Here is an 18,963-nt window from a genome sequence, read left to right as displayed (position 1 = left end):
TTCCCTGACGTGAGCCGGGGATCCGGCGTCGTCGTCGCGGATCGCCCCTAGCGTCGGGAAGGTGCGAACACTGGTAACCGGCGGGGCCGGGTTCATCGGCTCCCACATCGCCGATCTGCTGTCCGATCAAGGTCACGAGGTCGTCGTCCTCGACACCCTCCTGCGCACCGCGCACGGTTCGTCGCGTCCGCCCGCGTATACCGGCCGCCACCGGTTCCTGCGTGGCGACGTCACCGACACGGAGCTGGTGGCGGAGCTGCTGGACGGCGTCGACGCGGTCTGCCATCAGGCGGCCGTCGTCGGGCACGGCGTCGATCCGTCCGACGCGCCGTCGTACGCGCTGAACAACGACTACGGGACAGCCGTGCTGCTGGCCGGGATGCACCGCGCCGGAGTCCGGAAACTGGTGCTCGCCTCGTCGATGGTCGTCTACGGCGAGGGCCGCTACGAATGCCTGAACCACGGGATCGTCCCGCCGTCGCCGCGGAAACAGTCCGATGTGGACGCCGGACGCTTCGAGCCGACGTGCGTGACGTGCGGCGCGGAACTCGAGTGGCGGCTCGTCCCTGAGGACGCGCCGCTTCGGCCGCGAAGCACCTACGCGGCCACCAAGCTCGCGCAGGAACATCTGGCGGCGGCGTGGGCCCGGCAGACCGGCGGGACGGTCTGGGCGATGCGCTATCACAACGTCTACGGGCCCCGGATGCCGCAGAACACCCCGTACGCGGGTGTCGCGTCGCTGTTCCGGTCCTCGCTCTTACGCGGCGAAGCGCCGATCGTGCTGGAGGACGGCGCGCAGCAGCGCGACTTCGTGCACGTCCACGACGTGGCCAGGGCGAACGTCCTGGCGCTACACACCGACGGCCCCGAAGGTGACCTGACGCCGCTGAACATCTGTTCCGGGCAACCGCACTCCGTCGGCGAACTCGCCGAAGAACTCGCGAAGGCCTGCGACGGACCGGCCCCGAAGGTCGCCGGCGGCGCCCGTCCCGCCGACGTCCGGCACGTCGTCGCCGATCCCGCCCGCGCCGAACGGCTGCTCGGCTTCACCGCGCGAACCGGTTTCGCCGAAGGCATCGCCGGTTTCGCCACCGCTGAGCTGCGGGAACCGGCCGGTCTCTGAAACCGGGAACAGACCGGGCCCCCGCCGAGTTGTCGTTCCCGGCAACGGAATCGACTTTTTGGGGGTTTTGGTGGGCATCACCGTCGGAGACATCGAGATCGAAGCGCTCGGGGACGGCCTGATCAGGCTGCCGCTCGCGTTCTTCCCGGGTCTCGACCCCGAAGCCCACCCGGACGTCTTCGACGAGGACGGCACCGTGCACGTCCCCACCGGCGCGTACCTGATCCGCGGCAACGGCCGCACGATCCTCGTCGACACCGGCCTCGGCCCGCGCGAATTCGCCTTCCCGCCGGGGATGACGCCCGCCAAGGGCGACCCCACCCCGCCGATGGGCACGGGCGGCGACCTCGCGGCCGCGCTGGACAAGGCGGGCTGCCCCATCGACGAGATCGACACCGTCTTCCTCACCCACCTGCACAATGACCACATCGGCTGGATCGCCCCAGAAGGCGACCTGACCTTCCCTGGTGCTCAGGTCGTCTTCGGGCAACTGGACTGGGACGCCCTCATCGCGCCCGCCGGGACGGCCGAATGGAGCCGTGTCGGCATGGAGACCGCTCGCGCCGCGGGGCTGACCGAGGCGATCAGCGGCGATGACGTCGAGATCGCGCCCGGGATCGTGGCGCGGCACGCCCCCGGTCACACGCCCGGCCACTACGTCCTCGACATCACCGCGGACGACGAGCGCCTGCTGTTGCTCGGTGACGTCCTGCACACGCCCGCCCAGCTGACGGACACGCGGGTGAGCTTCCTCGGCGACATCGACCCGGATCTCGCGCTCCGCACCCGGCAGCGGTTCCTCGCCGAAGCGGGAGAGACCGGCGCGATCATCGCGCCGGCCCACTTCCCGGATATGGGGTTCCTGCGGCTCTGAAGCTACTTGCCGCAGAGCACCTTGTCGGTGAGCAGCTGATCCGCCTTGAAGTAGGCCTGCCCCAGGTCGGCCTCGGAGTCCCCGTATGTCATGGACACCTCGTAGGTCCTGCTGCCATCCGGGGTGCTGGCCATCAGCGTCCCGTAGCCGTGGAAACCGCCCATACCCTTGAGGACGGTGCCGCAGCTCGCCTCCTGGACGTACAGCCCGAGACCGTAGCCGCCCTTGGGGTGCGGTTTGCGCATTTCGGCCAGCAGCGGGGCGGGCAGCAGCTTTCCGCCCAGCAGCGCGGAAAAGAACGTGTGGAGGTCCTTGGTGGTCGAGATCAGTTCACCGGCGCTGGACGCCCACGAGGGGTTCTGGTTCGTGATGTCGACCGTCTTCCACTGCCCGGGCTTCTCCTCGTAGCGGTAGTAGCCGTGCGCGTGTGGCCCGGGGATCCCCGGCCACGTGCCCGGTACGACGGTGTCCCGCAGCCCGAGCGGCCGCAGGATCCGACGCTGGAGCTCGTCGCCGTAGGGGCGGCCGGCGACCTTCTCGATCACCAGTCCGGCCAGGACGTAGTTGATGTTCGTGTAGGTCCAGTCCGTTCCCGGCTCGAACAGCGGCGTCTTGGACAGCCCGAACCGCACCAGCTCCTCCGGCCGGTACGTGTGGTAGCGGTTGTCCAGGAATTCCTTGCCCATCAAGGGGATTCCCGGTACGACGGAGCCGTCCGGCCGGATCGCGCCGGTGTAGTCCACCAGACCGCTGGTGTGCTGCAACAGCATCCGGACCGTGATCCGCCGGTCGAGGCCGAACTCGGGCAGGTAGCCGGCCACCGGCGCGTCCAGGCCCACCTTGCCCTCCCCCACCAACTGCAGGACGACGGTGGACACGAAGGTCTTGGTGTTGCTGCCGATCCGGAACCGCCCGTTCGTCGGCGGCTTGGCGGCCGAGCCCAGTTCGCGCACCCCCGCGCTGCCGGTCCAGTCACCTCGCGCGTCGTGCACCCGTAGCTGCGCCCCGGCGAAACCGGACGCCGCGATCTCCTGGACCATCGCCCGCAGATCCGGCCGTTCCCGTCCGCTGTCCGCGGTGGCCACGCCGGGCATGACCCCGGCCAGTAGCGCGGCCGCCACCGCGGTGATCCCCGCCCGCCGGAAGAATGTGCTCGCTGATGTCGTCATGGCGGCAACGATCGCCGTCCGCGCTGACACCGCGGTGACACGCCGCTGACACGGTCAGGGCGTGGACAGCGGCAGCCGGACTTCGAACCGGCAGCCGGGACCGTGGTTCCGGACGCCGATGCGGCCGCGATGGGCTTCGACGAGCCCCTTCGCGATCGCCAGCCCGAGTCCGCCGCCGCTCGCCAGCCCGCCGCGTTCGGGGGTGCGCGCCGCCGTCCCGCGGAACGCGACGTCGAAGACCCGGCCGATCTCGTCGTCGGGGATTCCGCCGCAACCGTCGGAGACCGCCAGCAGCGCCTCGCCGCCTTCGATGCCGATCTGGACCGCGACCGTTCCGTCCGGCGGGGTGTGCCGCACGGCGTTGGACACCAGGTTGCGCACGATCCGCGCCAGTTCCGGGTCGCTGCCGGAGACGACCGGCCACACGTCGGCGTATTCGAGCATCCGCACGCGTTTCTGCTCGGCGAGCGGTGCCTGCGCGGCGACGGCGTCGCTGACGACGTCGCGCAGCGGCACGGCGGCCATGGTCAGCCGCAGCGCGCCCGCGGTGATCCGCGACAGTTCGAACAGGTCGCCGACCATGCCGGACAGCCGCGTGGTCTCGCCGCTGATCCGCCGCGCGTAGCCGGTGATCTCGACCGGTTCGGCGACGACACCGTCCGCGACCGCCTCGGCCATCGCCTGGATCCCGGCCAGCGGGCTCCGGAGATCGTGGCTGATCCACGCGACCAGTTCGCGCCGCGACGCCTCGGCCGCGCGCTCGCGTTCCCGCGCTTCCCGTTCCCAGACGCTGCGGCGCGCGATCGCACGGCCGAGCACGAGCGCCGCGGGCACGGTCACCAGCGCGACCAGCAGGCAGACCAGCGTCATCGTGGTCAGCGCGGGGGTGAACATGAACCCGCTGATCCCGAGTACCGCGATCAGCGTCGCGAGTACCGGGATCAGCACGAGGATCGTCATCGTGCTGGCCAGCGAACCGCGTCTGAGCAGGTACAGCGCCAAAACGCCGAGCAGCACCACCGGCACCGCGAACATCAGCGCGAACGGCAGGATGTGCCAGGCGTGCGCCAGCATCTCGCCGAACGACTCACCGGAGCCGATCATCGCCGCACCGGGTCGTACCGGTAGCCGACGCCCCAGACGGTGGCGACACGGACGGGTTTCGCGGGATTCTTCTCGATCTTCTCGCGCAACCGTCTCACGTGGACGGTCACTGTGGACTGATCGCCGAAGTCCCAGCCCCAGACCTTCTCCAGGAGATCGGCGCGGGAGAACGCCACACCGGGATGGGTGAGGAAGAACGCGAGCAGGTCGAATTCCCGGCTCGTCAAAGGAAGTTCCACGCCACCGATGGCTGCCTGCCGGGCGCTCATCTGCAACGCGAGGTCGCCGTCGGTGATCACGCGTGCCGCCGGTTCGGGCCTCGGCATCCGTGCCCGCCGCAGGACCGATGCCACGCGCAACGCGAGTTCCTTGGGGCTGAACGGTTTCGTGACGTAGTCGTCGGCGCCGAGCTGGAGTCCGGCGATGCGGTTCTCCTCCTCGCCGAGCGCCGTCAGCATCACGACGGGCACCTGGCTCACCTGCCGCAGGCGGCGGCACACCTCGAGTCCGTTGAGGCCGGGCATCATGACGTCGAGGACCACGAGATCGGGCCCGGTCGCGGAGAACAGCCGCAACCCCTCGGTGCCGTCACCGGCGACGTCGACGTCGAAGCCCGCGACCTCCAGGTACCGCCGGACGACGTCCCGCACGGTCTCGTCGTCGTCGACCACGAGCACCCGTCCTTGCTCTGTCATGCAGCCCACCTCACCAGCTCGTCAGCACCAGATGGTTCACCACCAGCGCCGTCGCCGCCGACGCGGCGAGCCACCACCGCCGTCCCTTCGGCGGCAGCAACGCCGCCGCAGGCAGCAGCCACACCTCGAACGGTAGCCAGATGCGTTCGACCTCCGCCTTCGACAGGCCGGACAGATCGGCGAAAGCGATCGTCAGCACCGCGGCCAGCACGATCAGGGTGACCGGCTCGCGGAACGACCGTTTCGGCCCGGCGAGGAACTCCGCGCCCGCCCGCCGTGTCCCGGCGATCACCGCCGGGCCGATCGCGATCAGCACGGCCGCGATGTCCGCCCACACCCAGTAGGAGTACGGGCGCAGTGTCGCGATCCCCTGGTAGTAGCGCTCGACCACCAGGTGATAGCCGTCGAGCCACCAGAATCCGGCCAGCGCGAACGCCACGACGACCACGGCCACGCCTGCCGTGGCGAGCAGCAGGATCCGCCACTGGCGGGTCAGCACGACGACGGCGAGCACGATCACGCCCAGCAGCACGAGACCATAGGAGAGAAAGAGGCCGAACCCGAGCAGCAGACCGCCGGGAAGCGCGAGGGTCCGCCGCCGGGTGGCGAGCGCCAGCAACGCGATGCCGGTCGCGGTGACACCCGCGAAGAGACCGTCGGCGGACACGCCGATCCAGATCGCGCCCGGGGTCAGGACGGCGAACGGCAGGACCGTCCTCGCGGCGTCCTGCCTGCCCAGCGCGGAGAGCGTCACCGGCACCGCGACCACGGCCAGGCAGCCGATCAGCACGACCAGCGTCGACGCCCAGGCCCCGCCGTGCAGGCCCAGCCGGTCGAGCCAGACGAAGACCAGCGTCGCGCCCGGTGGATGTCCGGAGACGTGCGTCGTCCACGAATCCGGCTGGAAGTCCAGGATGCGCGAGGAGAACTCGTTCAGCATTTCCGGGATGTCGGTGATCCCGGGAACCTCGTGCAGGTACTCGTGTTCCGTGGTGAGCCTGCCGGTGAACCCGCGCGTCCAGCCGTCGACCATCGCCAGCGAGAACGTCCACAGCAGCGCGGTCACGTAGCCGAGCGCGAGCAGCGGACGCCAGCGCAGCCGCGCGGCGAGCAAGGGACCTTTGGTGACGACCAGGAGCGCGAGCACGACGGCCGCGACCGAACCCGGCCCCACATGCGGCAGCCACAACCCGAACAGCGGCGGCGCGAAGGCGTAGATCACCACCCCGGAACCGGGGCGGTTGTAGTGGAGGCCGACCGCGATCGCGGCGGCGACCACGAGCATCGCCAGCCCGACGGCGATCAGATCGGCCCGGCGGCCGGTGCGGGAAGGGGCGGTGACTGTGGACATCACCGGCACCATAACCGCGTTTTCGGCCTCCGGCGGTTTACGGGCGAACACCGTCAGAACTCGGTAAGAACTTCGCCGACGTCATGATTCGGTAAGCAGCGCAAGGGTTCTGGTCCGTCCATCCCGGACTTAACGTGCTGTGCGTGAACGATGACCAGGTTGATGTCGTGCTCCCCTGTCTCGACGAGGCCGGTGCCCTTCCCGGGGTGCTGGCGGCCCTGCCGGCACATTACCGCGCGATCGTGGTCGACAACGGTTCCGGCGACGGTTCCGCCGAAATCGCGGCCGGGCTCGGGGCGAAGGTCGTCCACGAACCCCGGCGCGGCTACGGCGCCGCGGTGCACACGGGGCTGGAGGCGGCCACGGCGGACGTCGTCTGTTTCGCCGACGCCGACGGTTCCCTCGACCTCGCCGAACTGCCGATGCTGGTCGGCGGCCTCGCCGACGCCGAACTGGCGGTCGGGCGGCGCGTGCCGACCGGCCCCGGCGTCTGGCCGTGGCATGCGAGAGCCGGCAACGCGCTGATCTCGTCCCTCCTGCGGTACAAGGGATTGCCGGTCCGCGACATCGCGCCGCTGCGTGCCGTCCGGCGGCAGGCGCTGCTCGATCTCGACGTCACCGATCGCGCCTTCGGTTACCCGCTCGAACTGCTGATCAAGGCGAGCCGCGCGGGCTGGCGGGTCGCCGAGTTCGACGTGTCCTACGGCGAACGCGCGAAGGGCACGAAGTCGAAGGTCTCCGGCTCACTGCGGGGAACCCTGCGGGCGGCCCGGGATTTCGGGCGGGTGCTGAGCCGATGACCTTCTGCCTGTTGATCGTCGCCAAGGCGCCAGTACCCGGTTTCGCGAAGACACGGCTGTGCCCGCCCGCGACACCGGAACAGGCCGCCGAGATCGCGGCCGCCTCGCTGCTCGACACCCTCGAAGCCGCCCTGCTGACCCCGAAGGCGCGAGTGGTCGTCGCCATGACAGGCGAACTCGGCAGGGCCGCCCGTGGCACGGAGATCGCCGCAGTACTCCGGAAAACGGAGGTGATCCCTCAACGCGGGGAAGGTTTCGACATGCGGCTCGTCAACGCCCACGCCGACGCACCCCGTCCCGGCGAGCCGGTGCTGCAGATCGGGATGGACACCCCGCAGGTCACCCCGGCGCTCCTGGCGGAAGCCGCGAACCGGCCCGAAGATTCCGTCCTCGGACCGGCCGAGGACGGCGGCTGGTGGGCGCTGGGGCTCAAGGATCCCTTGCACGCCAAGGCGCTCGCCGGGGTCCCGATGTCGCGCGACGACACCGGCCTCCAGACCGTGCGCGCGCTGGCCGACATCGGGCTGCGACCCGGAAGCCTGCCCACACTGTCCGATGTGGACACGATGGCGGACGCGCGCCGGGTCGCGGTGACGGCACCCCGCGGCCGGTTCGCCCGAGCGGTGGCCGAAGTCCGGTGACCGCCTTCGATCGCGGCCTGCTCGGCCACCGCTGCTGGCTGGAGCTGGCGACCGGCGAACGCGTCGACCTGCCGGTGGACCGCTGGACCGCCATCCCCTGCGAAGGCGACGACGTCCTCCTCGGTGCCTGTGACGGTCCGACCCTTGACGTCGGCTGTGGCCCCGGCAGGCTCACCGCCGCACTGTCCGAACGCGGTGTCGCGTCGCTCGGCGTCGACATTTCGGCCACCGCCGTCCGGCTCACCCACGCCAGGGGCGCCGCCGCGCTCCATCGGGACGTCTTCGACCGGCTCCCCGGTGAAGGGCGCTGGCGGCATGTCCTGCTCGCCGACGGGAACATCGGCATCGGCGGCGATCCGCACCGCCTCCTCACGCGGATGGCGGAACTGATCGGCGACGGCGGGACGGTACTCGTCGAACTCGACCCGCCGGGCCGCGGGCTCCGCCAGGACCGGGTCCGGCTGCGCCCCGAAAACGGCGCCTGGTTCACCTGGGCGTGGGTCGGTGTCGAGGCGATCGCGGACCTCGCCGCCCGCACCGCGTTCCGCGTCGCGTGGTCCACCAGCCACGGCCACCGCTGGTTCGCCTGCCTGGAGAAAGCATGAACACATCTTCGGAACGCGTGACGGCCCGCATCGGCCTCGCGCTCGCCGTCACGTTCACCCTGTGCTTCGTCACCGGCCTGATCAGCCATCTCATCCAGCATCCGCCGTCGTGGTTCGGCTGGCCGAGCCGCCCGGTCTGGCTGTACCGGGTCACGCAGGGCACCCACGTGCTCTCCGGGATCGCGTCGATTCCCTTGCTGCTGGCCAAACTCTGGAGCGTCTACCCGAAACTGTTAGAGCGTCCGGTGCTCCGTTCGCTGCCGCACGCGCTTGAACGCCTGTCGATCCTGGTGCTGTCCGCGGCCGCCTTCTTCGAACTCGTCACCGGCCTGTTCAACGTCGCCCAGAACTATCCGTGGACCTTCTATTTCCCGCAGCTGCACTACGCGGTCGCGTGGGTGGCGATCGGCTCGATCCTGGTGCACATCGCGGTGAAACTGCCGATCGTCCGCCGCTCGGTCACCAAGCCACCCGAACCTTCACGCCGCGCCTTCCTCCGCACGACCTGGCTGGCCACGGGCGTCGCCGTCGTCTCGACGGCCGGAGCGACGGTTCCGTTGCTGCGTAACGTTTCCGGCCTGTCCTGGCGGAGCGGCAAGGGACCGCAGGGGCTGCCGGTGAACCGGACAGCCGCGGCGGCGGGCGTACTGGACAAGGCGAACGACCCGGCCTGGCGGCTTTCAGTGGTGACCCCGAACGGCACGAAGACCTATTCGCTGGAAGAACTCCGCGCGCTGCCGAGGACTTCGGCCGAGCTGCCGATCGCCTGCGTCGAAGGCTGGAGCGAGTCCGCGCGGTGGAACGGCGTCTCGCTGCCGGAGTTGCTGCGGCACGCCGGAAGCACACCGGGCACGCCGGTCCGCGTGTTCTCACTGGAGAAGGCCGGCCCGTACGGGATCAGCGAACTCCCCGGCGAGCACACCGCGGACGAGCTCACCCTGCTGGCGCTGGAACTCAACGGCGAAATCCTCGACGCCGATCACGGCTTCCCGTGCCGGATCATCGCCCCGAACCGGCCCGGCGTCCTGCAGACGAAATGGGTCAACCGGTTGGAGACGCTGTGAAGACGTTGCGGCTGCTGCTGTTCCTGCCCGGCCTCGGCGCGCTCGCGTGGGGCGCGGTGCTGTTCTCCGAATACGCCTTCCCGCTGCGCCCGGACGTTTTCGGGACGCTCGGCTGGCTCGTCGGCGGTCCCCTGGTGCACGACGTGCTGCTCGCGCCGCTGGTCGGTGCCGTGGGATTCGTGCTGAGCAGGTTCCTCCCGGAACGCTCACAGACTCCGGTGAAGACTGGCGCGGTACTCACGGGGGTGCTGACGCTGGTCGCGTTTCCGTTGCTGTGGCGGCCTTTCGGCGGAGCCGCGAACCCCGGCCTGCACGACGCGGACACCGTCACCGGCCTGCTTGTCAGCCTCGCGGCCGTCTGGCTCGGCGTGCTCGTGACTGTGTTCCTCCGCCGAAAAGCGCGTCATTGAGGGGTAACGCAAATCGCGGGGATTCACTCGCGGGCCGTGGGGCGACCGTGCCGCGAAAGCCACTTTCGCGACCCCAGGCGTCGCGAAAGTGGCTTTCGCAACCTCCCAACTTTGACTTACCCCTCAATAAAAGGGGCCACGCGCGACCGGGATTGGCAGCCGGTCGCGCGTGGCCTCTGGTTCCGGCCCGCTGGGGGTTCGAGCCGGGGTTTGGTCTCGGCCGCGCACTGCGGCCGAGCGTTGGGGAGTGCTAGTTCGGCGTGACCGGCTGGCCGCCGAGGGTCACCTCGATCACCTTGCCGTCGGCGAGGGTGAACTTGACCTTGTCGTTCGGCGCCCTGGTGCGGATCTCGGCGACGAGCGCGTCCGCGTTGGGGATCGTCCGGTCGTCCAGCTTCGTCACGACGTCACCGGATTTGAGGCCCGCCTTCTCCGCGGGGCTGCCCGCCGTGATCTCACCGAGCTGCGCGCCTCCGGTCGGCGCGGTCTGCACTCGTGCGCCGATGAAGGTCTGCTTCGCCTGGCCGGTGTTGATGATGTCGTCGGCGGTGCGGCGTGCCTGGTCGATCGGGATCGCGAACCCGATGCCGACGTTGCCGCCGCTCTCGCCGCCCTGGCCCTGCGCGGACTTCGGGCTGTAGATCGCCGAGTTGATGCCGATGACCTGGCCTGCCATGTTCGCGAGCGGGCCGCCGGAGTTACCCGGGTTGATCGCCGCGTCGGTCTGCACCGCCGACATCACCGTGGTCTGGTCGCCGCCGCCACCGGCGCTCACCGGCCGGTTCAGCGCGCTGACGATGCCCGACGTGACCGTGCCCGTCAGTTCGAACGGCGACCCGATGGCCACCACCGGTTGCCCGACCCGCAGGTCGTCGGACCGGCCGAGCTCCACCGGGGTCAGCCCGCTGACGCCGCTGACCTTCACCACGGCGATGTCCGTCGTGGGGTCGCGGCCGACGACGGTCGCCGTGCCCTTCTTGCCGTCCTGGAACACCGCCTGGATCTGCCCGCCACCGGCGGCGACCTCGACGACGTGGTTGTTGGTCAGCACGTAGCCGTCGGTGCTGAGCACGAAGCCGGAGCCCTCGCCCGCACCCGATCGCCCGGACACCTGGAGCTCGACGACGCTCGGCGACAGCTTCTGCGCCACCGCCTCGACCGAACCGGCGGGCAGATTGCCCGTCTGCTGGGCGGGCTTCGGCGCGTCGAGCGCGTTCACGGACGAGCCGCCGGACGCGTCACCGGTCAGATAGCCGACCGTGCCGCCCGCGACCCCGCCGACGACCAGCGCGATCGCCGCGACACCGGCGAGCAGCTTGCCCGAAGTGGACTTCGAGGCCTGGCGCTGCTGCGGCACCGCGTACACCGACGGACCCGGCTGGGTGTACGGCGTCTGGTGACCCGGCACCTGGTGGCCCTGGGTGTACTGGCCCTGCGTCTGGTGCTCCTGCTGCGCCTGGGTGTGGGGCGACCACGGGTTGTACTGCTGTTCCGGGGTGTAGGCCTGCTGTGCTCCGGTGTGCGGAGTGGCGTGGCCGCCGAGTCCGGTCGCGTCAGTCTGCTGCGGGGCGGGCTGCGCCGCCCAGCTCGCGCTCTGCTCCGCGTCCGGCTGAGCGCCGGCGGGCCGCGCCTTGCCGGCGTCGTGGCCGCTGGGGTCGTTCTCGGTCATGTCTTCACCTTGCGGGATGGTCCTGAGAAGTTCCTGAGCCAAAGCTGTGCATCGCACATGAGTATGGCCCTGTCAGCGGGTGGCGCGCAGTCTGTCGGCGTTTCCCGGCCGCCGGCTTCACGCTTCTTCGGCCTCGGCCGTCTCCGCCGTTTCGGCGATCATCAGCTCACCCGCCTGCTCGGTGAGCGTTTCCCTTGCGCTGTCGGGCAAACCGTCGTCCGAGACGACGACGTCGGCCTCTTCGAGCCCGGCGATGGTGGAGATGCCGACGATGCCCCATTTGGTGTTGTCGGCGAGCACGACCAGTTTGCGGCCCGCTTCGACGAGCGCGCGGTCGGTCTCGGATTCGGTGAGGTTCGGCGTGGTGAACCCGGGGCCGTCGGCCATCCCGTGCACACCGAGGAAGACGATGTCCAGGTGCAGCGATCGCAGGCTCTGCACGGCGACCGGCCCGACCAGCGCGTCGGACGGGGTGCGGACGCCGCCGGTGAGGACCACCGTGCGATCGGGCTGGTTCGCGCCGCGCAGCACGTCGGCGACCTGGATGGAGTTCGTGACGATCGTCAGGCCGGCGACCTGGTCGAGTGCCCTGGCCAGCGTCCACGTGGTGGTGCCCGCGGAGATGCCGATCGCGGTGCCCGGCCGGACCAGTCCGGCGGCGAGGGCGGCGATGGCCTCCTTCTGCGCGCGCTGGCGCACGGATTTGGCTTCGAAACCGGGTTCGTCGGTGCTCTTGCCCACGACGGCGGTGGCGCCGCCATAGACCTTCTCGACCAGCCCCCGGCCCGCGAGCACGTCGAGGTCGCGGCGCACCGTCATATCCGAAACGCCGAGCCTCGCGACGAGATCGCTGACCCGGACCGCCCCGGTCCGGCGCGCCTCGTCGAGGATCACCGCCTGTCGCTGCCGCGCGAGCACGAAGCCTCCGATAACTACACTGGATGACTACACAAAATCCTACACGATCAAACATGCCGCGACGAGCGGATAAGCCTGCCACCATGAGGCCATGGCCAGGCTTCGCGACGTCGTCTTCGACTGTCATCACCCGGCTTCGCTGGCGCGCTTCTGGGCGTCCGTGCTCGACGGCTACGAAGTCGCACCCTATGACGAAGAAGAGCTTGAGCGCCTTCGTTCTCTCGGGTTCTCCGGCCCCGAAGACGACCCTTCGGTGTTGGTCGAAGCAGCGTCGGGTCCGCGACTCTTCTTCAACCGGGTCCCGGAATCGAAGGCGGTCAAGAACCGCGTGCACCTGGACCTGACCGGAGACAACGTAAAACGCCTCGTTTCCTTGGGCGCGCGCGTACTCGCGAGTCCCGAAGACGGGCTCGTCGTGCTCGCGGATCCGGAAGGGAACGAGTTCTGCCTCGTTACTCCGCCGCCGTCTCCTTGACGCCGTCGATCGGGACGCCGCGGAAACTCAGCACGAAAAGCGAGACGGCACCGAAGAACAGTGCGATGTCGGCGACGTTCCCGACGAACCAGCCGTTGTAGTCGATGAAGTCCACGACGTGACCGCGTGCGAAACCGGGCTCGCGGAACAGGCGGTCTCCCAGATGCGTCGTCGCACCGCCGAGCAGCAGCCCGAGCGAAATCGCCCAGCCCGCCGAACGGACCTTGCGCGAGATCCACAGCAGCGCGACCACCGCGGCCGCGGCGAGGATCGCGAAGATCCACGTCGACCCGGCGCCCAGCGAGAACGCCGCGCCCGGGTTGTAGAGCAGCCGGAACCGGATGAAGTCGCCGATCACCGGGATCGGCGCGTGGTCGGTGAGGGCGTCGACCGCCCACCATTTGGTCAACTGGTCGGCCACCAGCAGCACCGCGGCCACCAGCAGTGTCCACAGCAGACGACGGGGCGGCAGCTCAGGCTCGTTCTCGGTGCTCATCACCCGTCAGAGTAATCACCTGTCAGGCAGGGGCTCCCGGGAGCCGCAGGGTCATCAGCGCGCCGCCCGCGGGAGCTCGTCCCGCGTAGACGTCGCCGCCGTGCCGCTGCGCCGCGTGCTGGACGATCGCCAGGCCGAGCCCCGAACCGGGCAGCGTCCGCGCCTCCGACGAACGGTAGAAGCGGTCGAACACCTTGGGCAGGTCCTCGTCGGCGATTCCCGGCCCCGCGTCCTCGACCTCCAGCACCGCGGTGCCGTCGCCGACCGGATACAGCCGGACCCCGACCGTCGAACCCTCCGGCGAGAACTTCACCGCGTTGTCCAGCAGGTTCAGCACCGCGCGTTCCAGCGCGCTGGTGTCGCCGGTCAGCACCCACGGCTGGAGCGAGACGTCGAACTCGATCTCGCCGGCGCGACGGCGCGCCCTGTCCAGCGCGCGCTCGACGACGTCGACCATCTCGACCCGTTCGTGCTCGATCCGCGGCTCGTCCTGGCGCGCGAGTTCGACGAGGTCGCCGATCAGCTGGGTCAGCTCGTCGAGCTGACCGCGGATGTCGGCCTCGATGTCACTGCGGTCCTCGTCGGACAGCGTCCGCGCCCCCGGCCTGCTCGCCGAAAGCAGCAGCTCCAGGTTCGTGCGGAGCGACGTCAGCGGGGTCCGGAGTTCGTGCCCGGCGTCCGCGACGAGCTGCCGCTGCCGTTCCTGCGATTCGGCGACCGTGCCCAGCATCGTGTTGAAACTCTGGGTGAGGCGGGCGAGTTCGTCGTCGCCGCTGACCGGGATCGGCCGCAGGTCACCCGTGGTGGCGACACGTTCCGCCGCCGACGTCAGCCGGTCGACCGGCCGCAAACCGGCTCTCGCGACGGCCGTCCCCGCGGCCGCGGCGACCAGGATCCCGGCGCCGCCGATCAGGAACAGGACCACCGAAAGCTCGTTCAGGGTGCGCTTGGTCGGGCCGAGCGACTGAGCGAGCACCATCGCCTGCCCCGCCCCCTGCGGGAGTGCGACGACGCGGCTGTCGGTCTTCGGGTCGGTGCGCAGCGAGAACGGCGACTCCCCGGTGGCGACCGCGATCTCGTCATGACCATAAGGCGGGCGACTGCCGGACTGCGGGAACGTCAGCCGGATCTTCTCCCCGACCGTCAGCTGGCCGATCTGCAGATCCGCGCTGGCCAGGAAGGCGCCGGGCACCTGCTGCAGCTCGGTCTGCACCTGCGGTGAGTCGACCGCGGCCTGCGCGCGGGCGAGCAGATTGTCGTCCACCTGCTGATAGAGGTTGTCCTTCACGACGAGATACGCGCCGAGGGACACCAAGGCCACCGCGCCCGCGACCGAGGCGGCCGCGAGCAGCGTCACCCGGCCGCGGAGCGAGAAGCGCCGCGTGCTCCAGCGGTCGCCGCGCGGATCCTTTTCGGATACGTCGACGACCGGGACCGCGTCCGTCACGGCGGGGTTTCCCTCAGCACGTAGCCCACCCCCCGGACCGTGTGGATCAGCCTCGGTTCGTTCCCAGCCTCGGTCTTTCGGCGCAAATAACCGACGTAGACCTCCAGCGCGTTGCCCGACGTCGGGAAGTCGTATCCCCACACTTCCTCCAGGATCCGGCTGCGGGTCAGAACGTGCTTCGGGTACGAGAGGAACAGCTCCAGCAACGCGAATTCGGTCCTGGTGAGACTGATCTCCCGGCCCGCCCGGCGAACCTCGCGCGTCCCCGGGTCCAAGGTGAGGTCCGCGAACGAGAGGATCTCGGCGTTCTGTCCGGCCTGCGGATCCGGGATGGCCCGGCGCAGAAGCGCGCGAAGGCGAGCGAGAAGCTCTTCGAGCGCGAAGGGCTTCGGCAGGTAATCGTCGGCGCCGGCGTCGAGACCGGACACCCGGTCGGAAACGGTGTCCCGCGCCGTCAGCACGAGAATGGGCAGGTCGTCACCGGTGCTTCGCAGGCGTCGGGCGACCTCCAGGCCGTCGAGCCGCGGCATCATCACGTCGAGGACCATCGCGTCGGGTCTGTTGGCGATGATCGCTTCCAGGGCCTGCGCGCCGTCCCCGGCCAGTTCCACCTGGTAGCCGTTGAACTCAAGGGATCGCCTGAGTGATTCACGGACGGCCCTGTCGTCGTCCACTACGAGGATGCGCATGGCGACAGTCTTACGCAGAGTGCTGAGACTCGCCTAAGAACACACACAGAACAAACAAAGGAAATCCGGCAGTCCAAAAGACGTTTCAGCCGGTCTCGGGCCCTTTCGCAACGGGTGCGTTCCATCTGCGCCACAAAGCGAGCATCCGGACCCCCACCACCGCCGCGGCTGCTACGGCGGTCACCGGCCCCGGCGGCAGTCGCAGAGCGTGACCGAGCACGACCAGCACGGCCCCCGCGAGCGCGGCGACCGCGTAGATCTCCTTCCGCAGCACGAGCGGGATTTCCCGGAGGAGGAGATCACGCACCGCGCCGCCACCGATACCCGTCGTCATCCCGATCAGGCACGCCGCGTAGGGGGTCGCCCCCGCGTTCAACGCGATAGTGGTCCCCGCCGTCGCGAACACGCCGAGCCCGAGCGCGTCGGCCAGCAGCACGGCGCGCCGCAACTTCGCGATCTGCGGATGGAAGACGAACACGACCAGCGCCGTCCCACCGCAGACCGCGAGATACGGCCAGGTCCGCAGGCTCGTGGGCGGCGTGATCCCGAGCAGGACGTCACGGATGATCCCGCCGCCGAGCGCGGTCGTGAGCCCGACGACGACCACCCCGAAGACGTCCAACCTGGACCGGACCGCCGCGAGGGCCCCCGAAGCCGCGAACGCGATCAAGCCGAGGAACTCGAGCGCGGTGAGGATCATTACTGGTCGAGCAGGCCACCGCGGTAGGCCAGCAGCGCGGCCTGCACCCGGTTCGCCGCACCGATCTTGGACAGGACGGCCGAGACGTAACCCTTGACCGTGGCCTCGGACAGGTGAAGGCGTCCGCCGATCTCCGCGTTGGACAGCCCCTGCCCGATCAACCCGACGACCTCACGCTCCCGATCGGACAGCGACGCGAGCAGCTTGCGCGCCGGCTGCGCCGCCCGCTGCTCGTCCCGATGCGACTGGACCATGCGCGCCGCGACTCCAGGGTCGAGCACCGCGCCACCGCGCGCGAGGTCTCTCACCGCCCTGAGAAGCGCGGCCGGGTCGATGTCCTTGAGGAGGAAGCCGTTGGCCCCGAGCCTGAGCGCGAGACTGACGTAGTCGTCGATGTCGAACGTGGTCAACATGGCCACGGTCGGCGGATCCGGCAGGGCGAGAATGGCCCTCAGCGCGCGAATGCCGTCGTCAGGCGCCCGCATCTTGATGTCGAGCAACGCGACGTCAGGGTGGTACCGCCGGGCGACCTCGACCGCTGATCTCCCGTCGCTCGCCTCGCCCACGATCTCGATGTCGGCAGCGCCCGACATCATGGCACGCAGGCCCGAACGGACCAGTTCCTCGTCGTCGGCGAACATGAGCTTGATCAACGAAGCCCTCCGGCAGCCGGGGGAGCGGCGTCTCGCGTCCCGTTAACGAAGATTACCTACTGTTGTTCAGGGTTTCGAAACCAGACACGTACGAGTGACCCTCGCGGGTCATCTGTGTCGATCTAGGCGTCGATTCAGACCCTGGTTTGCTGGTGCAGAGTGTGGCTGGTCCTGGGCGGATCCGCAGGTCGAGTGTCACTAGGCGGCCAGTGGCGCGGTCCGGCCACATGCTCCCTCGCTGACTTGTGGGCAACCGCCATTCGGGGGTTTCGCAGTGTTCACCTCGCCGGCCGCTCGGCGCCCTCCGATGTGACGACGCCCTCCCGTGCTCGTTCGCGTGGCTACACGGTAGGCTGCGCGTGGCAGTACATGCCCTCGTAGCTCAGGGGATAGAGCACCGCTCTCCTAAAGCGGGTGTCGCAGGTTCGAATCCTGCCGGGGGCACTCACGTGGAAGATCAGCTGCTCGCCTGGGTCAGCTCTGCGGCCGAACTCGGCAGGCGAAGGTGCCGACCCAAATCGGCCATCTTGTACAACAGGTCGAAGGCTTCCTCCGACGCGATGTCACCGATTCCGACCGCCATGCGGACGAGGTCAATGGTTTCCCTGGTTGTGATTCCCCGAAAGCGCGCGTAGCGCAAGGCCTCACGGTCGTCCGAGATCCACCAAGATCCGGCGAACTCTGGCCACTTGGCAATCACAAAGCACGCTTGCGCCTCGCCAAGATGCTTCAGTGGTTTGTCGTCGGTGCCACCGAAGACGGCCCGCCGGATAGCATCGACCTCCTGGATCTCGGACTCGTCGTTGACCTCGATCACGTCACCCAGCCAAGGGTCGCGCGCAAGCTTCCCCAAGGCCGGTAGGAAACGCGCAGACCTGGTCGACTCATACGCGACAGCCTCCGTCCACCTGCCACGCCCGTCGAGCACCGACTTCAGCAGATCGAGCCGATCCACCGCGGCGAAATTGCACAGGACCGTGTTGTCCGGGAACAGGAACTCGGTCATAGGGCATCGTGAATTCCGTGTTCGGACTCCAGTGCACGCCTGAGCTCGTCGACATCCGCTCCAAGCAGGTTCGCGTAGGGACGAAGTGTTGCCGCCCCTGATTCGTATGCGGCATAGGTATCTCGTACAAGGAGACCGGGTGGACGCGGCATGCCCGCTTCGGTGACCAGGCGGGCGAAGTCCTCGCCTCGGCCGACCATACTCGCCGCCCTCGCTCCCGTGAGCGTCTTGTAACGATCGCAGGTTCCCGCATCGACTAGACGTAGGTGAAACAAGCGATAGGCGAGCGCCGAAGGAGTCACGACCAGATCGCAAGCCAACTCCGCGAATTCGCGCTCAGTAAGTCCGGTCGAGCCGACGGCGGCACGAAGCCTGTCCTCCGGCATAAGGAAGGCGGAAGCAAACGCATTGGCGCGCATTTCACTGGGGTCCTTCGCCTGAGCCCGGTCGAAGACGTCCCGGTCAAGGTGCACGTCCTGGTCATCGCCAGCGAGCAGGTGACCCAGTTCGTGGGCGAGAGTGAATCGTTGCCTGGCTGGCACCTGAGTGGTGGCCAGCACGATCAACTTGACATCCGGGGACGATGCTGCCAGACCGTCGAAGCCCGCACCAAGGTCGACGACGGCCACGTCGATGCCGAAGACTCGCTCCACAAGGATGATCAGGTTGCTCCCGTCGATCGAGTGACCAGCCTCGGCGACGCGCACGAGAGCATCTTGCGCCAGCGACCGCCCTTGCTCGACGTACCCGCCACGTCCGAGATTCAGGGCTTTCGACTGCCACGACTGGTGATAGCCGAGAGAGGCCATGTCTCGACGCAGTCTGCTGAACCGTCTAGCCGCATCGAGGGCGGAGCCCGCATTGCCACTAGTGGTCCTGGCGGCCGTGGCGAGTGGCTGTTCTTCCCCAGTGATCAGCCAATCCACCGTGACGTGACACAGGTCCGCGACCCGGGCAAGGTCTACCGACGAGAACCGGCGGGCGCCGCTCAGTGACTTGGACATCTTCGATTCGTCGAGACCGATCTGCAGTCCGAACTCCCGCCGACTTAGTCCGGACGTCTCGATCAAGCTC

General features: G+C 69.1%; 21 protein-coding genes and 1 tRNA gene. 9 read left to right on the top strand and 13 right to left on the bottom strand.

Going from position 1 to position 18,963, the window contains the following annotated elements; genetic code table 11:
* The first annotated feature begins 61 nt into the window (after nt 1-61).
* Entirely contained in the window at nt 62-1,123 is a 1,062-nt protein-coding gene (locus ACIHAO_RS14490; protein WP_396557885.1) for an NAD-dependent epimerase/dehydratase family protein, read from the top strand.
* A 70-nt stretch (nt 1,124-1,193) separates the two neighbouring features.
* A complete protein-coding gene (locus ACIHAO_RS14485; protein ID WP_396557883.1) occupies nt 1,194-1,997 on the top strand; it encodes an MBL fold metallo-hydrolase in 804 nt (267 codons plus the stop codon).
* A 2-nt stretch (nt 1,998-1,999) separates the two neighbouring features.
* On the opposite strand, the gene ACIHAO_RS14480 is transcribed toward ACIHAO_RS14485, so the two are convergent.
* The 4 genes from ACIHAO_RS14480 to ACIHAO_RS14465 are packed head-to-tail and all read right to left on the bottom strand — an operon-like array spanning nt 2,000 to nt 6,328.
* Nucleotides 2,000-3,166: a serine hydrolase domain-containing protein gene (locus tag ACIHAO_RS14480; protein WP_396557881.1), complete on the bottom strand. Its 1,167-nt coding sequence runs from the start codon at nt 3,164-3,166 to the stop codon at nt 2,000-2,002.
* Nucleotides 3,167-3,220: 54 nt separating this feature from the next.
* On the bottom strand, nt 3,221-4,270 hold the full coding sequence (locus ACIHAO_RS14475) for a sensor histidine kinase (RefSeq protein ID WP_396557879.1): 1,050 nt from the start codon (nt 4,268-4,270) through the stop codon (nt 3,221-3,223).
* A complete protein-coding gene (locus ACIHAO_RS14470) occupies nt 4,267-4,965 on the bottom strand; it encodes a response regulator transcription factor (RefSeq protein ID WP_125782353.1) in 699 nt (232 codons plus the stop codon). The genes ACIHAO_RS14475 and ACIHAO_RS14470 overlap by 4 nt, the downstream gene beginning before the upstream one ends.
* Before the next feature lie 10 nt (nt 4,966-4,975).
* The gene (locus ACIHAO_RS14465) at nt 4,976-6,328 is read right to left on the bottom strand and encodes a hypothetical protein (protein WP_396558253.1); all 1,353 of its coding nucleotides are present in this window, start codon (nt 6,326-6,328) and stop codon (nt 4,976-4,978) included.
* Between the two features lie 131 nt (nt 6,329-6,459).
* On the opposite strand from ACIHAO_RS14465, the gene ACIHAO_RS14460 reads away from it, so the two are divergent.
* Genes ACIHAO_RS14460 through ACIHAO_RS14440 form a run of 5 tightly spaced genes read left to right on the top strand, consistent with a single transcriptional unit; the run spans nt 6,460 to nt 9,836 of the window.
* Nucleotides 6,460-7,116: a glycosyltransferase family 2 protein gene (locus ACIHAO_RS14460; protein WP_396557877.1), complete on the top strand. Its 657-nt coding sequence runs from the start codon at nt 6,460-6,462 to the stop codon at nt 7,114-7,116.
* The gene (locus tag ACIHAO_RS14455; protein ID WP_396557875.1) at nt 7,113-7,757 is read left to right on the top strand and encodes a DUF2064 domain-containing protein; all 645 of its coding nucleotides are present in this window, start codon (nt 7,113-7,115) and stop codon (nt 7,755-7,757) included. The genes ACIHAO_RS14460 and ACIHAO_RS14455 overlap by 4 nt, the downstream gene beginning before the upstream one ends.
* Nucleotides 7,754-8,362, top strand: a complete 609-nt coding sequence (locus ACIHAO_RS14450) for a methyltransferase domain-containing protein (RefSeq protein ID WP_396557874.1) — start codon at nt 7,754-7,756, stop codon at nt 8,360-8,362. Before ACIHAO_RS14455 ends, ACIHAO_RS14450 begins: the two co-directional genes overlap by 4 nt.
* Nucleotides 8,359-9,426, top strand: coding sequence for a molybdopterin-dependent oxidoreductase (locus ACIHAO_RS14445; protein ID WP_396557872.1), 1,068 nt, complete (start codon nt 8,359-8,361; stop codon nt 9,424-9,426). The genes ACIHAO_RS14450 and ACIHAO_RS14445 overlap by 4 nt, the downstream gene beginning before the upstream one ends.
* Nucleotides 9,423-9,836, top strand: coding sequence for a hypothetical protein (locus tag ACIHAO_RS14440; protein WP_396557870.1), 414 nt, complete (start codon nt 9,423-9,425; stop codon nt 9,834-9,836). The genes ACIHAO_RS14445 and ACIHAO_RS14440 overlap by 4 nt, the downstream gene beginning before the upstream one ends.
* A 250-nt stretch (nt 9,837-10,086) precedes the next feature.
* On the opposite strand, the gene ACIHAO_RS14435 is transcribed toward ACIHAO_RS14440, so the two are convergent.
* Nucleotides 10,087-11,505, bottom strand: a complete 1,419-nt coding sequence (locus ACIHAO_RS14435) for a trypsin-like peptidase domain-containing protein (protein WP_396557868.1) — start codon at nt 11,503-11,505, stop codon at nt 10,087-10,089.
* A gap of 117 nt (nt 11,506-11,622) precedes the next feature.
* Entirely contained in the window at nt 11,623-12,423 is an 801-nt protein-coding gene (locus ACIHAO_RS14430) for a DeoR/GlpR family DNA-binding transcription regulator (protein WP_396557866.1), read from the bottom strand.
* 91 nt (nt 12,424-12,514) lie between these two features.
* On the opposite strand from ACIHAO_RS14430, the gene ACIHAO_RS14425 reads away from it, so the two are divergent.
* Nucleotides 12,515-12,898 (top strand): VOC family protein, encoded by a 384-nt coding sequence (locus ACIHAO_RS14425; protein ID WP_396557864.1) that lies wholly within the window; start codon nt 12,515-12,517, stop codon nt 12,896-12,898.
* Here the strand turns inward: ACIHAO_RS14425 and lspA are convergent.
* The 5 genes from lspA to ACIHAO_RS14400 form a co-directional block, all read right to left on the bottom strand.
* The gene (gene lspA / locus ACIHAO_RS14420) at nt 12,876-13,394 is read right to left on the bottom strand and encodes a signal peptidase II (protein ID WP_396557862.1); all 519 of its coding nucleotides are present in this window, start codon (nt 13,392-13,394) and stop codon (nt 12,876-12,878) included. The two genes, ACIHAO_RS14425 and lspA, sit on opposite strands and share 23 nt — an antisense overlap.
* Nucleotides 13,395-13,416: 22 nt before the next feature.
* On the bottom strand, nt 13,417-14,841 hold the full coding sequence (locus ACIHAO_RS14415) for a HAMP domain-containing sensor histidine kinase (protein ID WP_199748810.1): 1,425 nt from the start codon (nt 14,839-14,841) through the stop codon (nt 13,417-13,419).
* A complete protein-coding gene (locus tag ACIHAO_RS14410; protein WP_020631674.1) occupies nt 14,838-15,530 on the bottom strand; it encodes a response regulator transcription factor in 693 nt (230 codons plus the stop codon). The genes ACIHAO_RS14415 and ACIHAO_RS14410 overlap by 4 nt, the downstream gene beginning before the upstream one ends.
* Nucleotides 15,531-15,615: 85 nt before the next feature.
* Nucleotides 15,616-16,230, bottom strand: a complete 615-nt coding sequence (locus ACIHAO_RS14405; protein ID WP_125782335.1) for a trimeric intracellular cation channel family protein — start codon at nt 16,228-16,230, stop codon at nt 15,616-15,618.
* Nucleotides 16,230-16,883 carry a response regulator transcription factor gene (locus tag ACIHAO_RS14400; protein WP_034305786.1) on the bottom strand — a complete coding sequence of 218 codons (654 nt, stop codon included), beginning with the start codon at nt 16,881-16,883 and terminating at the stop codon, nt 16,230-16,232. Before ACIHAO_RS14400 ends, ACIHAO_RS14405 begins: the two co-directional genes overlap by 1 nt.
* Before the next feature lie 371 nt (nt 16,884-17,254).
* Between ACIHAO_RS14400 and ACIHAO_RS14395 the strand changes: the two genes are divergently transcribed.
* Nucleotides 17,255-17,327 (top strand) — tRNA-Arg (locus tag ACIHAO_RS14395).
* A gap of 13 nt (nt 17,328-17,340) precedes the next feature.
* Here the strand turns inward: ACIHAO_RS14395 and ACIHAO_RS14390 are convergent.
* Nucleotides 17,341-17,889, bottom strand: coding sequence for a hypothetical protein (locus ACIHAO_RS14390; RefSeq protein WP_396557859.1), 549 nt, complete (start codon nt 17,887-17,889; stop codon nt 17,341-17,343).
* The gene (locus ACIHAO_RS14385; protein WP_396557857.1) at nt 17,886-18,959 is read right to left on the bottom strand and encodes an ImmA/IrrE family metallo-endopeptidase; all 1,074 of its coding nucleotides are present in this window, start codon (nt 18,957-18,959) and stop codon (nt 17,886-17,888) included. The genes ACIHAO_RS14390 and ACIHAO_RS14385 overlap by 4 nt, the downstream gene beginning before the upstream one ends.
* Nucleotides 18,960-18,963: the final 4 nt, after the last annotated feature.

The sequence above is a fragment of the Amycolatopsis sp. NPDC052450 genome, from assembly GCF_044547565.1.
Lineage (GTDB): Bacteria > Actinomycetota > Actinomycetes > Mycobacteriales > Pseudonocardiaceae > Amycolatopsis.
This window is presented reverse-complemented; position numbering and strand designations above follow the sequence as displayed.